Below are 14,516 nucleotides of genomic sequence, written 5' to 3' on the forward strand. Positions count from 1 at the left end.
TACAATAAATTATTGTGTTATATTTTGTTGAGTATATTTTCCAACATGAAACTTAAAATAAACTTAAAGTGAAGATAAATTTTATAAATATAATTTAAATATAAGTATTAACACTTTTTGATATTGTTAATACTATAGTAATATGATATTAAATTGATGTGGAGGGTCAAATTTGGAGGATAATAATAAGTTTGAGATTACTATGGAAGTAATAGAAGAATGTTTACAGGAATGTTTGGAAAATAGTAAAGAAAACAAAGAAAATCAAAAATCAAGTCCTGTTAGTACCAAATAGCAGGACTTGATTTAAATATTAATTAATAGAATATTTTTTTTCTAATTTTCTAAAGGCCATAACTAAAACTGAGGTTAAAATAAGATATAGTATAGCAGCTATTATAAAAGGAGTAATTGTAAAATCACGAGTAACTACTTCTTTTGCTGCCCTTAGAAGATCTCCCACACCTATAGTTGCAACTAAAGCAGAATCTTTTATTAAATTGATACTTTCGTTACAAACAGGAGGAATTACATTTCTAATGGCTTGGGGAATTATTATCTTTATCATAGTTTGACAGTAATTCATACCTAGAACTTTAGAAGCTTCAAATTGTCCTTTGTCTATTGATTCAATGCCTGACCTAAAAATTTCTGCCAGATATGCGGCATAATTTATAGTAAAAGCAATGCTTGCAGCTGCTAAGGGAGATAACCTTATGCCAATTACAGGAAGACCAAAATAGGTGAAAAACAATTGTAAAAGTAAAGGTGTTCCCCTAAAAGCCCAGGTGTATAAGCTGAGTATAGCCTTTATGGGTTTGATTTTAGATATTTTCCCTAGAGCTACTAGGCATCCTAAGGGTATAGAAAAAATAGCCGTTATAAAAAATAGTTGTATAGTTATTAAGCTTCCACTTAGTATAAATCCTGTAATGTCCATGATATCAGACATATAAATCACATCCTAACCAATTATTTTGCAATTATATCTTTACCAAACCATTTTTGAGATATTTTATTTGCTGTTCCATCTTTTTTCATTGAATCCAGTGCCTCATCAAGTTTATTTTTAAAACTTTCATCTGTTTTTCTTATACCAACACCGTAGTCTTCTTTGCCGAAGTTATCTTCAAGTATTTTGTATAAACCAGGTTTCTTTTGCAAATAGTATCTTCCAACTACTTCATCTACAACAACTGCATCTATACGACCTTGGTTTAAATCAAGTAATGCTTCTGTATTATTAGAATATTTTCTAATATTCTTTAGAGATTTTGCTGTAGCAGCGTCTGAATTCAATGCAGTTTCACTGCTGCTCCCCATTTGAAGTCCTACTATTTTACCTGATAAATCTTTTTTATTTTTTATGTTAGAATCGTTTTTTACTACAATTATCTGTTTGTTTTGAAGATATACTTTTGAAAATGCTATTTGCTTTTTTCTTTTATCAGTTATAGTCAAACCATTCCATATAACATCTATGTCTTTGTTATTTAAGCTAAGTATAATGCCATCCCATTCTACTGGTTTAAAAACTACCTTTACTCCCATTTTTTGTGCAGCTGCTTTGGCCATATCTATATCAAATCCTACGATTTGACCTTTTTCATCTCTAAAGCCCATTGGAGGAAAACTATCATCTAAGCCAACTACAAACTGACCTTTTGATTTTATATCATCCCAGGATTTATCGCTTGATTTCTGACCTTGTCCACATCCTGTAAGCATTATTCCAAGCAAAAATATTACCAAAGTTAAAATTCCTAATTTCTTTTTCATTTCACAGACCTCCCAATTTATATTAAATTAATTATAATAAATATTATAGTTTACCGTGCTAAATTTGTAAACTAGTAAATTAATTATAGCTATAAAATATTACGTTTAATAATGATGCTGTAATTGTATTGGAAGTAGTGTTGTCATTAATGAGAAACGTTAGTTTACAAATGGAGGCATACAGATATTTCTGTTAAGTTATTTTGATTTATTGCATGGTATTGGTACGTCATTTAATTGGAAGTAGTCTTCGCCCCATTTACAAAGAGATTTTACTATAGGAACAAATGTCTTACCGAGTTCAGTAAGTGAGTATTCTGTCTTAGGAGGAACCACAGGATAAAGAACACGATTGATAATGCCGTCGTTCTTCAGTTCTTTTAACTGGTGACTGAGCATTTTTGGTGTTGCCTGTGGAATACACTTCTGAATTTCATTGTACCTTAACGTCTTATCAATCAGTTCATATATGATAATGGCTTTATATTTTCCTCCAACAATATCCATTGCCGCTTCTACTGCGCAGTTATAACTTTCTAATTTAGCTTTATCCATCTTATATCTCCTTACTATCCAATAGTATAGTATTAAACCAAAAGTATAGTATATAACAAAAAAGTGCATTATTGCTAAGTTGATCATTTACGATATAATTATAGTTAAACCAAGAAAGGGTGTCAATTCATTGAGAATATGACTATTTGAAGATTAAAAATATAATCTATAGCAGCATGCTGTCTGTACTGACAGTATGGGCATATAGAATAAGGAGGAAAAAATGAAAGTTTTATTATTGAATGGTAGCTCAAGATCTAATGGATGTACTTATACAGCATTAGCAGAAATTACAAAGGTTTTGAGAGAAGAACAAATTGAATGCGAGATTGTCCATATTGGTAATCAGCCAATTCGTGACTGCATTGGCTGCAATAAATGCCAGGAATTACACAATTCTTGTGTATTTGATGATGATGGGATCAATGAGTTATTGAAGAAGGCAGAAGATGCAGATGGCTTCATATTCGGTACACCGGTCTATTTTGCGCATCCTAGCGGACGATTGTTGTCGGTTTTAGATCGATTATTTTATGCTGGATCATCTGTATTTAGACACAAACCAGCTGCTGCTATTTCATCAGCAAGACGTGCTGGAACTACAGCGTCTATAGATGTACTGAACAAGTACTTTACCATTGCAGAGATGCCGGTTGTGTCATCTACTTATTGGAATATGGTGCATGGCTTTACTCCTGAAGATGTGAAGAAAGATTTAGAAGGATTACAGACCATGCGTAACATTGGAAGAAACATGGCATGGCTTCTTAAGTGTATTCAACTTGGTAAGGAACAAGGTATTAACATTCCTACAACAGAAAAATCTGCTTGCACAAATTTCATCCGTTAGTGTTTTTATAAATTTCAATTTATAGTGGGGTATTGAGTATTATCTCAATACAAGAAGTATAATTAAAACTCTCTTTGTACTATAGAATAATCTTTGTTGAGCCGGGTAACACTAGCTCAACAAAATAGTTACTAAAGTAATATTAGCTCAATGGTTAATTTCCCTTCTATAAAATTTAGTAGTGTAATCAATAAAACGCTGAGTTGCTTTGGTAACATAAATCTTTTTGCTATAGGCAATGGAGACTTCCCGTTTTGGCATGGGGCAGTTAAGTTTATAAAAGCGAAGATTTTCTGCATTAGGGGAACACTTGACAAGGGTATCTGAAATAAAAACGGCTCCAAGCCCCTTTGAAGCAAATTCAAAGGAAGTCATCTGTTGATTAAATGACATCTTTACTAATGGTTCAATATGATAATAATTAAAAATTGCCTTTGATCTTCCGAAAATTTCATTTGTTGGCTCTAGCAAAAGAAAAGGAAAATTCCCCATATTATATAGGTCAATGGCTGGTTGATTCTGAGAAAGATGTTTGTTTGCTCTGATTTCTTCGGATGTCATGCCGCAAGCAAAAATTTTCCTATCTATAGAAAGATTCAGAGGTATGCCAAGTAAAACTTGGTTTGTAAATAAAGGAATGGATTGAAAGATTTTTTCTTCAAACCAATTAGTGTCTAAAATTAAATCAATGCTTCCATCTGCTAGCATACTTTTAAGTACTGGAAGAGATGCTTCTTTTGCAGCAATTTCAATTCCTGGATATTGATTAAAAAAACCAACAATAAGTTCAGGAAGTAAGTAGGTCATAGATATAATAGCACCACCAATTGTAACTTTTCCAACTTTGACTTCATTTAAGTTTTGAAAGTAATCAGTGCATTCTTGTTCCATTGATATAATTTTTTCCACTTTCTGCATATATATGCGCCCTGCATCAGTTAACTTAAGTGGTGATGTTTTTCGCTGAAATAAAGGTTGGCCAATTTCTTGTTCCAGTTTACGAATTGCAATACTTAAGGCTGGTTGCGTCATATGTAAATTTTTTGATGCCTTTGAGAAGCTTCCACACTTATAGACTTCATAAACATAATTCATGATTTGAAACAATTTCTTCACCTCTACATAAATCAAATTTATATATTAATTAAAATACATAAATTTGATTATATATCAAAAAAATGATAATATCAATTTATTAGTAAAATTTATGAGGAGATTGAAAAATTGGATGATAACAAAATTAAGATACCAAGGCATATTGCTATAATTTGTGATGGAAATGGTAGATGGGCTAAAAAGAAAGGTTTTCCTCGAACTTTTGGTCATAGAGCTGGTACAAAGCCAATTGAAAGTATTACAAAAAAATGCTTCGAACTGGGAGTTGAAGTACTTACTTTCTATGTTTTTTCTACTGAGAATTGGAGTCGTTCTGATGAAAAAGTAAATTTCTTAATGAAGATTTTTGGGGAATTTTTTATAAAATTACGTAGTAAAGCTGGAGAAAATATTAGGGTAAAGCATATTGGTACTACAAATAATCTTTCTTCTGAATTAATAAATGAAATTAGAAAGACAGAAAACTTAACAGAAAATAATTCAGGTATGATATTAAATATTGCGTTAAATTATGGAGGACGTTCGGAAATAGCAAATGCTGCAAAAAATATGATGTATGATATAGATGGTGGAAACCTTAATGCTTATAAAATAAACGAGGAGTTAATTAGCAATTATATGTTTGCTTCAGGATTGCCTGATGTTGATTTAATTATTAGAACAAGTGGAGAAATGAGGATAAGTAATTTTTTGTTATGGCAGTCTGCTAAGGCGAAGTTGTGGTTTACGAATGACCCTTGACCAGATTTTAAATATGAACATTTAGAAAATGCAATTAAATACTATAATGCAATAAATTCATAGTATTATTAAAGAAACTTTTTTAGGAGTTCGCTTATAGTACATTATCAACACTATTCTTTAACATAGCCTAATTAAAAACATAAGCAGATTTCTAAGCATCAGATGGAGTTTTGACCCTACCTGATGCTTAGAAATCTTTTTATTGTTTTTTCCTTTTGTCAAAAGTATCAATTTTTTCTTCAAGAGAATTTAAAAAATTTTTCAAGAAAGACTTTTCTGTATCGGAAGCATCCTTTAAAATATCATTAACAATGTCATCAAAATTATTATGAATTTTTTTATGGTACATATTGGCTGTTTCACCTTTTGGTGTTAAACGGAGATTCAACCTTGAAGAATTACGAGGATCAACTTCTTTAATTATCATACCCTTTTTTTGAAGTCTCATGATTATTTGGGAAACTGCTCCTTTTGTCACTCCCAGTTTTTCTGCAAGACCACTAACATGAATACCTTCATTTTCTTTTATAGCTCTGATCATATGAATTTCAGCGTAAAAAAGAGGAGTATCTGTTCCATAATAATTAGTTTGTTTATCAAGCTCAGAAAGTTTTACACCTAATCTTAAAAGCATGTAGCTAATTTCTAACTTATTATCAAAATTAAAATTCATCATATTATTAGGGTATAGCATATAAACACTTTTGTCAATATAGGGGTTAATACGAAAGAGAAATTTCAAGTAAAAAAGTTAAGTATTGCTTGACAATAGAGTATAGGTGCTATACACTATCTGTATAGAAAATATGAAACTTCAATTTGTTTAATAAATAATCGAGAAATGAAAAGATGAGGGGGGTGGGTTTTATTATATTTAATAAGAAATTTCTTATATAAGGCGTATAGCACCTATACTTATAAATAATGAAAATTAAGTTTTGAATCTTGGATACTTTAACAGCAAATTGAAGCAACAATATATTTTTAAATATAGCGTATAGTATATATACACTTAAGAAAGGATATGATATTTTGAATTTGAATAATGAAAAACTTAAAATGATGCGTGATGAGAAAATCTCTAAAGTATTATTGAAAATGGGTATACCTACCATGATAGGCATGATGGTTTCTGCACTTTACAATGTTGTGGACGCTTACTTTGTGGGTGGCCTTGGAACCAGCCAGATGGGGGCAGTGTCCATTACATTTCCTATTGCGCAGGTCATAGTAGGACTTGGTATGACATTTGGTAATGGCGCTGCATCTTATATTTCCAGGCTTCTTGGGGAGGAAAATGAAACTAAGGCAAATGAAACAGCTTCTACTGCACTGCTTTCTAGTTTAATTGTTGGTATCATTTCCATAGCTGTATCTCTGTGTTTTCTTGATAATATATTGATAGGTCTTGGAGCTACAAAAACAATATTACCCTATGCAAGAGAATTTGCAGTTATATACATTACAGGTTCAATTTTAAATATATTTAGTGTAACTATGAATAATATTGTAACATCTGAAGGAATGGCAAAACTAACAATGACTTCTATGCTGCTCAGTGGTATTTTTAATATTATATTAAACCCAATCTTAATCTATTCTTTAGGTTTTGGAATCAAGGGGTCAGCTATCTCAACTGTTATATCACAAGCTTTAGCTTCTATTTTATATATCTGGTATATGTTAAGTAAAAAAGGCAGTCTCAGGTTTTCTATATACAACTTTAGATTTGATGGTACAATTTTTACTCAAATTTTTAAAGTAGGAATTCCAATTTTGGTTTATCAACTTCTGTCAAGTGCTTCAATGGGGCTTTCTAATACTGCTGCAAGCAGTTATGGTGATTCAGCGGTAGCAGCCATCGGAGTGGTAACTCGTATTATGGCACTTGGAAGCTATGTTGTGTTTGGATTTATGAAGGGCTATCAGCCGGTTGCAGGATACAATTATGGTGCAAAAAACTATGATAGGTTAAATGAATCCACAAAAGTATCACTTAAGTGGGCAACGATATTCTGTGCTGCAATTGCACTTATTCTGATTATGGTTCCTGATCAGATCGTGTCGCTGTTTTCTAAAAATGATGCAGTGCTCATTAATATAGGAGGCAGGGCACTTAGGGCAAATGGAATTATATTTATTTTGTTTGGATTTGAACAGGTATATATGTGCTTATTCCTTGCTCTTGGAATGGGAAAAGAAGGCGGAATTCTCAGTATTAGCCGTCAAGGAATGTTTTTTATCCCGGCTATTTTGGTTATGCCGCAATTTTTGGGGATCGAAGGCGTAATTTGGGCACAGCCTACAGCAGATTTACTAACTGTTATTTTAACAGCACTATTTATGCTTGGGGTAAACAAAAAATTGAATAATTTTATGAATCAAAAAGAATATTTAAATTAGTGTACAAAATTTAAATTTATTTTAATTACAAATTGAAAGTTGTAATTTGGACTACAAGAAATGCTGTGTATTTAGTGAAATTAGCTGGAATTAGAATAAAAGAAATCAATGAGGTTAGGAAACGTTTTTTAGTACCATTTTTTAAATTTGCTTGACATGGAAAGTTAGGGGTTGTACAATTTTGAATTGTCGTTATCAATTTAGATGAGGTGTTTATATGAAGTATATTTGGCAATTTGGAATTATTATGACAGTTACCTTTATTGGAGAAGTATTAAAATATATCATTCCTTTACCTATTCCTGCAAGTATATATGGTTTGATTCTTATGCTTTTTGCATTAAAGAAAAATATAATTCCCATTGAAGAAGTAAAAGAAACTGGAAATTTTTTGATAGAAATTATGCCGCTAATGTTTATACCTGCCGCGGCTGGTTTATTAGTTTCATGGAAAGCACTAAAGGATATATGTATTCCAGTTATCCTGAGTACGATATTAATTACAGTAATTGTGATGGTAATCGCAGGGAAAGTTACACAGTTTATGATTAGAACTGAGAAAAGGAGCAAAAGTTGAAAGAATTATTATGCAGTTCGGCATTTTTTGGAGTATTAGTTAGTATTATTGGATATGAAATAGGATTATTTCTTTATCAAAAGTTTCATAAGCCAATTTTAAATCCATTGCTTATTTCGATTGTATTTGTAATGGCTATTTTAGTTATTTTTAAGGTAGACTATAAAAGTTATAATGATGAAGCAAAATATTTGAGTTATTTGTTAACTCCTGCTACGGTATGTCTGGCAATACCACTATATCAACAACTTGAACTACTAAAAAGCAACATAAAAGCTATTATGATAGGAGTTTTATCAGGAGTAATATCAAGTCTTGGAAGTATATACTTGTTTTCTACAATTTTTAGATTCACACATGAACAATATGTAACATTATTACCAAAGTCTATTACTACTGCAATTGGTATGGGAATTTCAGAGGAGTTAGGTGGAAATGTGACAATTACAGTAGCAGTTATTATTATTACGGGAATATTTGGAAGCATGCTTGGTGAAGTAGTTTGCAAAGTGTTCCGTATTAATGAACCAATTGCCAAAGGAATTGCTATTGGAACTGCTTCTCATGCTATTGGAACATCAAAAGCAATGGAAATGGGAAGAGTTGAAGGAGCCATGAGTAGTGTGGCTATAGTAGTATCTGGTTTGTTAACAGTAATTGGTGCATCAATATTTGCTAATTTTATGTAGAGATGATACTGATAATAAAACTAATAGTAACTAATTATGAACATGTCAAAAATACCTCAAAAAAATGGTACTTTTGACATGCTGTTTATGATTTTAATTGCATCTGTAGTATAAAACATTAATTAACGTATATATGAAACTTTTTCTTTTTCTAAGGCATCTTTAAGCCATCTTGGGTGCATTGGTAAAAGATTTTTTGGTAAATAGTTAAAATCGAAGTAATTTACATCTAAGGTTTCTTCTCCTTCTTTAATTAAATTACCGCCTACAACTTCACATTCAAAACAAGTTGTAATAAAATGATTAATTTTGCCATTTGGATATGAAAAAACTTGTGAAACAGGATCAGAATATATTCCAATTAATCGATTTACTTTAACTTTTAAACCAGTCTCTTCATTAATTTCTCTTATAATAGCTTCTTCTACAGTTTCTCCAGGTTCAACATGACCTGAAGGGATTCCCCATAATCCATTGTCAGTACGCTTCATCAAAAGAACCCTTTGAGATTTATCAAATATAATACCGGCAACTCCTGCCTTAACACCATCGTTAGGCCATGGAAAATGAGGAGAACTCCATTTTTTAATGGTTATATTATTGTCAAATAAACCTTTTAGGTTTGCAATAGTAGCATCAGCATTATGAAAATCCCTAGCAGATGGAAATTTGTTTGTTTTTTCACTTGATACTAAAATAGCTGATATTCCTGCCTGATGCGCCCCTAAAATATCTGTATATGGATTATCACCTATCATTACTACTTTAGATGATGTTTTTAAACTATCTAGAGCTTTTTTAAACATATATGAATGTGGCTTTCCTATAATGATAGGCTTTTTCTCTACTGCTACTTGAACAGCTTTTACAATTGATCCAACTGCAGGTGATGGACCGTCTATACTTGGAAAATTATTATCACTGTTTGTGCCTATGAATTTGGCACCGTTATTAATTAATTGCACTGCTTTTTTAATATCGCGGAAGCGTAAATCATCGTCCCAACCTATAACAACTGCTTCTGCATTATCTATATCATTAGTATTAATGCTTACCTTATGGCATTCCCATTTTAAATTTTCATCACCAAGAACAAATACATTCTTTATGTTCTTATTTTGTAAATATTGAGTGGTCACCCATCCTGATGTAATCACTTCAGTACTATTTGCTTCTATTCCAAGTGCATTTAATCGTTTTGCTATTTTTTCACGTGTTGTGCATGGATTATTTGTTAAAAATCGAATTATTTTCTGGTTTTTACGAAGTATTTCAAGAGATTGTACTGCTTCTGGAAGAGGCTTATCTCCTACATAAATTACTCCATCTAAATCAAATAGAAATGCATCAAATGCATCAAATATCATATTATTCGCTCCTTAAATTTTATTCCTATAAAGCTATTTACAAAGGGATTTAGCAGCGGCAGTTATATTGCTTTTCCCTAAAATAGCAGATATAACTGAAATACCATCAACTCCAGTTGACAATACTTCTTTAAAGTTAGTTTCATTAACGCCGCCTATGGCAACAGCAGGTATATTTATGCTGCTGTATATTTTACGGAGACCGCCTATACCTATAGGAGTATCTATATCTTTTTTAGTTCCTGTGAAAAAAATTGTACCTATTCCAATGTAATCTGCACCACTTTTTTCTGCTTCTAAGGCCTCATTCACATTGCCTGCAGATATTCCAATTATTTTATTCTTACCTAATATTTTTCTAGCTGTGTTTATAGGCATATCGCTTTGACCAAGGTGAACTCCATCTGCATCTACAGTTTGGGCTATATCAAGTCTGTCATTTATTAAAAAAGGAACTTTATAGTGATCAGTTACTTTTTTAACTTCTTTAGCAATTTCGTAAAATTCTCTTGTGGATGCATCTTTTTCTCTAAGCTGAACCATGGTTACACCACCTAAAATTGCTTCTTCTACAGCTTGCTGCAGGGGCTTGTCTTTTAAAAAACTTCTATTTGTAACAAGATATAAACTATAATCTACTTCCAAGTTATTTTACCTCCTTTCTTTAATTTTTCTTCAGTTAATTCATATATAGAATCTATTAGCTTAACTCTAAAAGTTCCAGGAGCTTTTGCTGCTTTATAGGCTTCTTCGCCAGCTATATTCATTGAAAGTATAGCACTTACAGTAGCTATAAATTTATTCTCAGAGGCACCTATGGCAGCACCACATAATGCTCCAAGCATGCAGCCTGAACCAGTTATTTTAGTTAACATTTCCACCCCGTTTTGAATTACAACACTATTTTTACCGTCTGTTATAAAATCTTCTTTGCCAGTTGCAGCAACTACACAGTTGTACTTTTTGGCTAAAGCTACAGCTGAATCCAAGGCTCCTTCTCCATTATCTAAGGAATCTACTCCTCTTACGTTAGAAGATTGTCCTGCAAGAAATTTAATTTCACCTACATTTCCTTTTATAACATCTACTTTACCAACTTGCATAATTCTATTTATAACTTGAGCTTTCCTTGGTATAGCAGCACAAGCTACAGGGTCAAGTATTACAGGTATATTGTGGATTTTTGCAGAGGTACTTGCTAGGATTACTGCAGCTTCCTGTTCTTTTGTGAGGGTTCCTAAATTTATATATAGGGCAGAAGATATTTTTACAAAATCAAAAACTTCATCATAAGCTTCACACATGGCAGGAGAAGCTCCATAAGATAATAGAATGTTTGCACAGTCATTTATAGTGACACTGTTTGTAATACAATCTACAAGAGGTACTTTATTTTTTACTTGTGTTAACACTTTTGACACACTGTCTAAGTTTAAATTATCCATTTTTCATACTCCTTTATATTAGAACTCTGTTTATTTGAAATCTACATCAGCTTTTTTATATAATTCAATGAAATGTCCCACGGGACCAACGCCGCTTCCTATGGAAAAGGAATTTTCTATAGCCTTAGTTATATACTGCTTTGCAAGATATACGGATTTATCAGTGCTTTCACCTTTAGCCAAGAAGGAAGCTATGGCAGAAGATAAGGTACATCCTGTTCCATGAGTGTTTTTGGTATCTATTCTATGACCGTCTATGTTTAATATTTTGTTTTCATAAAGAAGAACGTCGTTGGCATCATTACACCTGTGGCCTCCTTTTACAAGGACGTTTTTAGCACCTAGATCTTTTATGCTAAAAGCTGCTCTTTCCATGTCGCTGCTATTTTTTATCTTCATTTCGGTTAGAACTTCAGCTTCTGGAATATTTGGAGTTACAACGTCTGCAATGCTTGTAAGATCTTTTATAGCTGTTTGTGCTTCAGGTTTTAAGAGAAAGTAACCACTTTTTGATACCATTACAGGATCAATTACTATGTTTTTAGCTTTGTATTCTATTAAAAGCCTTTTTATTACAGATATGGTTTTGCTGTTTGAAACCATACCAATTTTTACTGCATCTACTTGTATGTCATCAAATATAGATCTTATTTGTGCTTCTACAATTTCAGGAGTTACATCCATTACGTCCTGTACTCCTATGCTATTTTGAGCTGTAACAGCAGTTATGACACTCATACCATATACGCCAAGGGCACTCATGGTTTTTAAATCAGCTTGTATACCAGCTCCACCACAGCTGTCAGAACCTGCAATTGTTAATACCTTTTTCATTTTTATCCCCCTAATTTAGTAACTTTAAAATTAATATCAATTGAATTTTACTTAGTGGGAGTATTACAGTAGGCAGCCATCAGGTCAAAATAAAAGGTATATGCAGAAAAGCATATACCTTTAAAATCAAAAATATGTAAGTTGCTTCCCTACGCCAGTTTTATCTGGATCAGGTTCAAAGGGTTAGAGAAAGATCTCTTCTCAGCCTTGCAGCACCCCCACAAAAGTATTAAGTTTTATACATTAATTTTACTACAGTGATAAAAATTTGCAATATGGAATTTTAATATTTACTTCATTGACTAAGTCTCCCCATATGTACATAAATGGAATGTGGGAGGTGTTAGCAATAGCAGTCGAATAAAAGTTTTTGCAGTACGTGTGATATAATGGCATTAATTGAAGATTTTTGTTACAAAATAAATTAATAAAAATGATAGGATGTGTTGATATGGAAAAGAAAAGAATTTTAGTCCCATTAGATGAAACAGAGAGAAGTATGCATTCACTTGACTGCTTAAAAAAATTGTTTTCCAGAGATGAAGTACAGTTAACTCTTATGTATGTATCTGAAATAGTTATAGTAAATGAAACGGGTGTATCAAATAGCATGGTAGATATGGCAAGGAAAAAAGGTGAAAACATCTTAGATAGAGCTGAAAGAAAGATTCAAGAATATAAACCTGAAAAATATTGTGTTTTTGGACGTGTAGCAGATGAAATACTGAAAAAGGCAAATTGTGATGAATTTGATATGATAATTATGACTAAATCTAATAAAAAGGGTTTGGCTAGAATGATCGGATCCGTAACAAGTAAAGTATTAAAAAATTCACAGGTTTTAGTTATGATTGTTCCAGAATAAAAATAGTTTAAAATAGCCATAATGTTGTACAAGCATTATGGCTATTTTTATCTGCATATTAAAATATTCGCCTGGGACTTGGAATTATAGGTGATTTTATCTGATGCCAAGAACTCTGTTTATTTAGAATATTTTTATTGATTTTTTCACATACTTTAATGAGCATCCTATGAATTGCTTGAGGTACAAGTATTCAAAGGCTCTCAGTATTTAAAAAAAATTTTTTGATTAGAAACTCTATATAAGGAAGGTGTGTGGTCGATGTTTGTTCCTCGTAGAGTTATTTTTGAAAAAGGTGCTCTAGAATATTCTCTGGGAAGTGAGATATACAGTCGATTTAAAAATGATGACCAAGTGGAGATAATAAAATTAACCTCAAATAGAGTTATGTCAGCTGTGCCAGGAAAAGATATATATGAAAAGTACAGGGAAGGTAAAAAGACTTTAGTTGTGGGTGTAAAAAAGAGCTTGAAATTTCAAAGTTGTAAGCCTTCAGCACATTATCAGCTTCCATTAGTTAGTGGCTGCATTGGACAGTGTGAGTACTGCTATTTAAACACACAATTAGGAGAAAAACCTTTTGTGAGAGTTCACGTCAATGTTGATGACATCTTGAAACAGGCTCAAAAATATATAGATGAAAGAAATCCTGAAATAACTGTATTTGAAGGTGCTGCAACCTCCGATCCAGTTCCTGTAGAGCCTTATACAAATTCACTTAAAAAGAGTATAGAATACTTTGGAGATCAAAAGCTTGCAAGATTTAGGTTCGTAACAAAGTACAATGATATAGATGGACTTTTAAACATAAATCATAATGGTCATACGGAAATAAGATTTAGTTTAAATACAGATAAGATAATAAAACAATACGAACATTATACAGCTTCAATGGAAAAAAGAATAGAATCTGCTTTTAAACTTACTGAAGCAGGCTACCCTATAGGTTTTATAATAGCACCTGTATTCATATATGAAAATTGGAAGCAGGAATATGAAAAAGTTTTAGACATGTTATATGATAGAATGCCTAAAAATTTAAAGAATCCTATTGGATTTGAAGTCATATCTCATAGATATACAACTAAGGCTAAAAATATCATACTACAGGTATTTCCTAAAACAACACTACCAATGGAGGATAGTGAGAGAAAATTCAAGTATGGTCAGTTTGGATATGGTAAATTTTTGTACACAAAAGAGCAGATGGAAGAAATTAAAACCTTTTTTGAAAGAGAACTTTCAAGTAGATTCTCAAAAGAAGATATAAAATACATTATATAAACAGGAGA

The 14,516-nt window shown here is 31.9% G+C and carries 17 protein-coding genes and 1 riboswitch; of the genes, 8 read left to right on the plus strand and 9 right to left on the minus strand.

The genetic code is table 11. The annotated features are described in order from the left end of the window. Positions 1 to 172 precede the first annotated feature (172 nt). Positions 173 to 295, plus strand: a complete 123-nt coding sequence (locus CLRAG_RS21225; RefSeq protein WP_275507572.1) for a hypothetical protein — start codon at positions 173 to 175, stop codon at positions 293 to 295. Between the two features lie 18 nt (positions 296 to 313). Here CLRAG_RS21225 and CLRAG_RS07460 read toward each other — a convergent pair whose 3' ends face one another. The 3 genes from CLRAG_RS07460 to CLRAG_RS07470 form a co-directional block, all read right to left on the minus strand. Then, positions 314 to 952 carry an amino acid ABC transporter permease gene (locus tag CLRAG_RS07460; protein ID WP_065077839.1) on the minus strand — a complete coding sequence of 213 codons (639 nt, stop codon included), beginning with the start codon at positions 950 to 952 and terminating at the stop codon, positions 314 to 316. Between the two features lie 20 nt (positions 953 to 972). Then, positions 973 to 1,779 carry an amino acid ABC transporter substrate-binding protein gene (locus CLRAG_RS07465; protein WP_065077840.1) on the minus strand — a complete coding sequence of 269 codons (807 nt, stop codon included), beginning with the start codon at positions 1,777 to 1,779 and terminating at the stop codon, positions 973 to 975. A gap of 198 nt (positions 1,780 to 1,977) precedes the next feature. Then, entirely contained in the window at positions 1,978 to 2,334 is a 357-nt protein-coding gene (locus CLRAG_RS07470) for a winged helix-turn-helix transcriptional regulator (protein ID WP_065077841.1), read from the minus strand. Between the two features lie 223 nt (positions 2,335 to 2,557). On the opposite strand from CLRAG_RS07470, the gene CLRAG_RS07475 reads away from it, so the two are divergent. Continuing rightward, the gene (locus CLRAG_RS07475; RefSeq protein ID WP_065077842.1) at positions 2,558 to 3,184 is read left to right on the plus strand and encodes a flavodoxin family protein; all 627 of its coding nucleotides are present in this window, start codon (positions 2,558 to 2,560) and stop codon (positions 3,182 to 3,184) included. Positions 3,185 to 3,331: 147 nt separating this feature from the next. On the opposite strand, the gene CLRAG_RS07480 is transcribed toward CLRAG_RS07475, so the two are convergent. Next, positions 3,332 to 4,291, minus strand: a complete 960-nt coding sequence (locus CLRAG_RS07480) for a LysR family transcriptional regulator (RefSeq protein ID WP_065077843.1) — start codon at positions 4,289 to 4,291, stop codon at positions 3,332 to 3,334. 117 nt (positions 4,292 to 4,408) lie between these two features. Between CLRAG_RS07480 and uppS the strand changes: the two genes are divergently transcribed. Then, a complete protein-coding gene (uppS, locus tag CLRAG_RS07485; RefSeq protein ID WP_242872106.1) occupies positions 4,409 to 5,041 on the plus strand; it encodes a polyprenyl diphosphate synthase in 633 nt (210 codons plus the stop codon). A 202-nt stretch (positions 5,042 to 5,243) separates the two neighbouring features. On the opposite strand, the gene CLRAG_RS07490 is transcribed toward uppS, so the two are convergent. Continuing rightward, entirely contained in the window at positions 5,244 to 5,678 is a 435-nt protein-coding gene (locus tag CLRAG_RS07490; RefSeq protein ID WP_242825683.1) for a MarR family winged helix-turn-helix transcriptional regulator, read from the minus strand. A gap of 398 nt (positions 5,679 to 6,076) precedes the next feature. Here CLRAG_RS07490 and CLRAG_RS07495 point away from each other — a divergent pair, with 398 nt between their 5' ends. The 3 genes from CLRAG_RS07495 (at position 6,077) to CLRAG_RS07505 (ending at position 8,713) form a co-directional block, all read left to right on the plus strand. Next, positions 6,077 to 7,447, plus strand: coding sequence for an MATE family efflux transporter (locus tag CLRAG_RS07495; protein WP_065077845.1), 1,371 nt, complete (start codon positions 6,077 to 6,079; stop codon positions 7,445 to 7,447). A 217-nt stretch (positions 7,448 to 7,664) separates the two neighbouring features. After that, positions 7,665 to 8,024 (plus strand): CidA/LrgA family protein, encoded by a 360-nt coding sequence (locus CLRAG_RS07500; RefSeq protein WP_065077846.1) that lies wholly within the window; start codon positions 7,665 to 7,667, stop codon positions 8,022 to 8,024. Next, positions 8,021 to 8,713 (plus strand): LrgB family protein, encoded by a 693-nt coding sequence (locus CLRAG_RS07505; RefSeq protein WP_065077847.1) that lies wholly within the window; start codon positions 8,021 to 8,023, stop codon positions 8,711 to 8,713. The genes CLRAG_RS07500 and CLRAG_RS07505 overlap by 4 nt, the downstream gene beginning before the upstream one ends. Before the next feature lie 122 nt (positions 8,714 to 8,835). Here CLRAG_RS07505 and CLRAG_RS07510 read toward each other — a convergent pair whose 3' ends face one another. The 4 genes from CLRAG_RS07510 to thiD are packed head-to-tail and all read right to left on the minus strand — an operon-like array spanning position 8,836 to position 12,359. Then, complete coding sequence (locus tag CLRAG_RS07510; protein ID WP_065077848.1) at positions 8,836 to 10,080, minus strand: HAD-IIA family hydrolase; 1,245 nt, start codon at positions 10,078 to 10,080, stop codon at positions 8,836 to 8,838. 33 nt (positions 10,081 to 10,113) lie between these two features. Continuing rightward, positions 10,114 to 10,725 (minus strand): thiamine phosphate synthase, encoded by a 612-nt coding sequence (gene thiE, locus CLRAG_RS07515; RefSeq protein WP_065077849.1) that lies wholly within the window; start codon positions 10,723 to 10,725, stop codon positions 10,114 to 10,116. After that, positions 10,716 to 11,525 (minus strand): hydroxyethylthiazole kinase, encoded by an 810-nt coding sequence (gene thiM / locus CLRAG_RS07520; RefSeq protein ID WP_065077850.1) that lies wholly within the window; start codon positions 11,523 to 11,525, stop codon positions 10,716 to 10,718. Before thiM ends, thiE begins: the two co-directional genes overlap by 10 nt. 30 nt (positions 11,526 to 11,555) lie before the next feature. After that, positions 11,556 to 12,359, minus strand: coding sequence for a bifunctional hydroxymethylpyrimidine kinase/phosphomethylpyrimidine kinase (thiD, locus tag CLRAG_RS07525; RefSeq protein WP_065077851.1), 804 nt, complete (start codon positions 12,357 to 12,359; stop codon positions 11,556 to 11,558). Positions 12,360 to 12,487: 128 nt separating this feature from the next. Continuing rightward, a riboswitch (TPP riboswitch) is annotated at positions 12,488 to 12,589 on the minus strand. 221 nt (positions 12,590 to 12,810) lie between these two features. Here thiD and CLRAG_RS07530 point away from each other — a divergent pair. Together CLRAG_RS07530 and splB are read left to right on the plus strand one after the other, a co-directional pair. Next, entirely contained in the window at positions 12,811 to 13,224 is a 414-nt protein-coding gene (locus tag CLRAG_RS07530; protein ID WP_013239932.1) for a universal stress protein, read from the plus strand. 261 nt (positions 13,225 to 13,485) lie between these two features. After that, entirely contained in the window at positions 13,486 to 14,508 is a 1,023-nt protein-coding gene (gene splB / locus CLRAG_RS07535; protein WP_065077852.1) for a spore photoproduct lyase, read from the plus strand. Positions 14,509 to 14,516 lie beyond the last annotated feature (8 nt).

The organism is Clostridium ragsdalei P11, from assembly GCF_001675165.1.
GTDB classification, from domain to species: domain Bacteria; phylum Bacillota; class Clostridia; order Clostridiales; family Clostridiaceae; genus Clostridium_B; species Clostridium_B ragsdalei.

What these genes read in the sequence shown, in the direction of transcription:
- CLRAG_RS07475 (WP_065077842.1), top strand. Translation starts at nt 2,558, where the DNA reads ATGAAAGTTTTATTATTGAATGGTAGCTCAAGATCTAATGGATGTACT.
- CLRAG_RS07470 (WP_065077841.1), bottom strand. Translation starts at nt 2,334, where the DNA reads ATGGATAAAGCTAAATTAGAAAGTTATAACTGCGCAGTAGAAGCGGCA.
- splB (WP_065077852.1), top strand. Translation starts at nt 13,486, where the DNA reads ATGTTTGTTCCTCGTAGAGTTATTTTTGAAAAAGGTGCTCTAGAATAT.
- CLRAG_RS07500 (WP_065077846.1), top strand. Translation starts at nt 7,665, where the DNA reads ATGAAGTATATTTGGCAATTTGGAATTATTATGACAGTTACCTTTATT.
- CLRAG_RS07460 (WP_065077839.1), bottom strand. Translation starts at nt 952, where the DNA reads ATGTCTGATATCATGGACATTACAGGATTTATACTAAGTGGAAGCTTA.
- thiM (WP_065077850.1), bottom strand. Translation starts at nt 11,525, where the DNA reads ATGGATAATTTAAACTTAGACAGTGTGTCAAAAGTGTTAACACAAGTA.
- CLRAG_RS07465 (WP_065077840.1), bottom strand. Translation starts at nt 1,779, where the DNA reads ATGAAAAAGAAATTAGGAATTTTAACTTTGGTAATATTTTTGCTTGGA.
- CLRAG_RS07510 (WP_065077848.1), bottom strand. Translation starts at nt 10,080, where the DNA reads ATGATATTTGATGCATTTGATGCATTTCTATTTGATTTAGATGGAGTA.
- CLRAG_RS07490 (WP_242825683.1), bottom strand. Translation starts at nt 5,678, where the DNA reads ATGCTTTTAAGATTAGGTGTAAAACTTTCTGAGCTTGATAAACAAACT.
- CLRAG_RS07530 (WP_013239932.1), top strand. Translation starts at nt 12,811, where the DNA reads ATGGAAAAGAAAAGAATTTTAGTCCCATTAGATGAAACAGAGAGAAGT.
- thiD (WP_065077851.1), bottom strand. Translation starts at nt 12,359, where the DNA reads ATGAAAAAGGTATTAACAATTGCAGGTTCTGACAGCTGTGGTGGAGCT.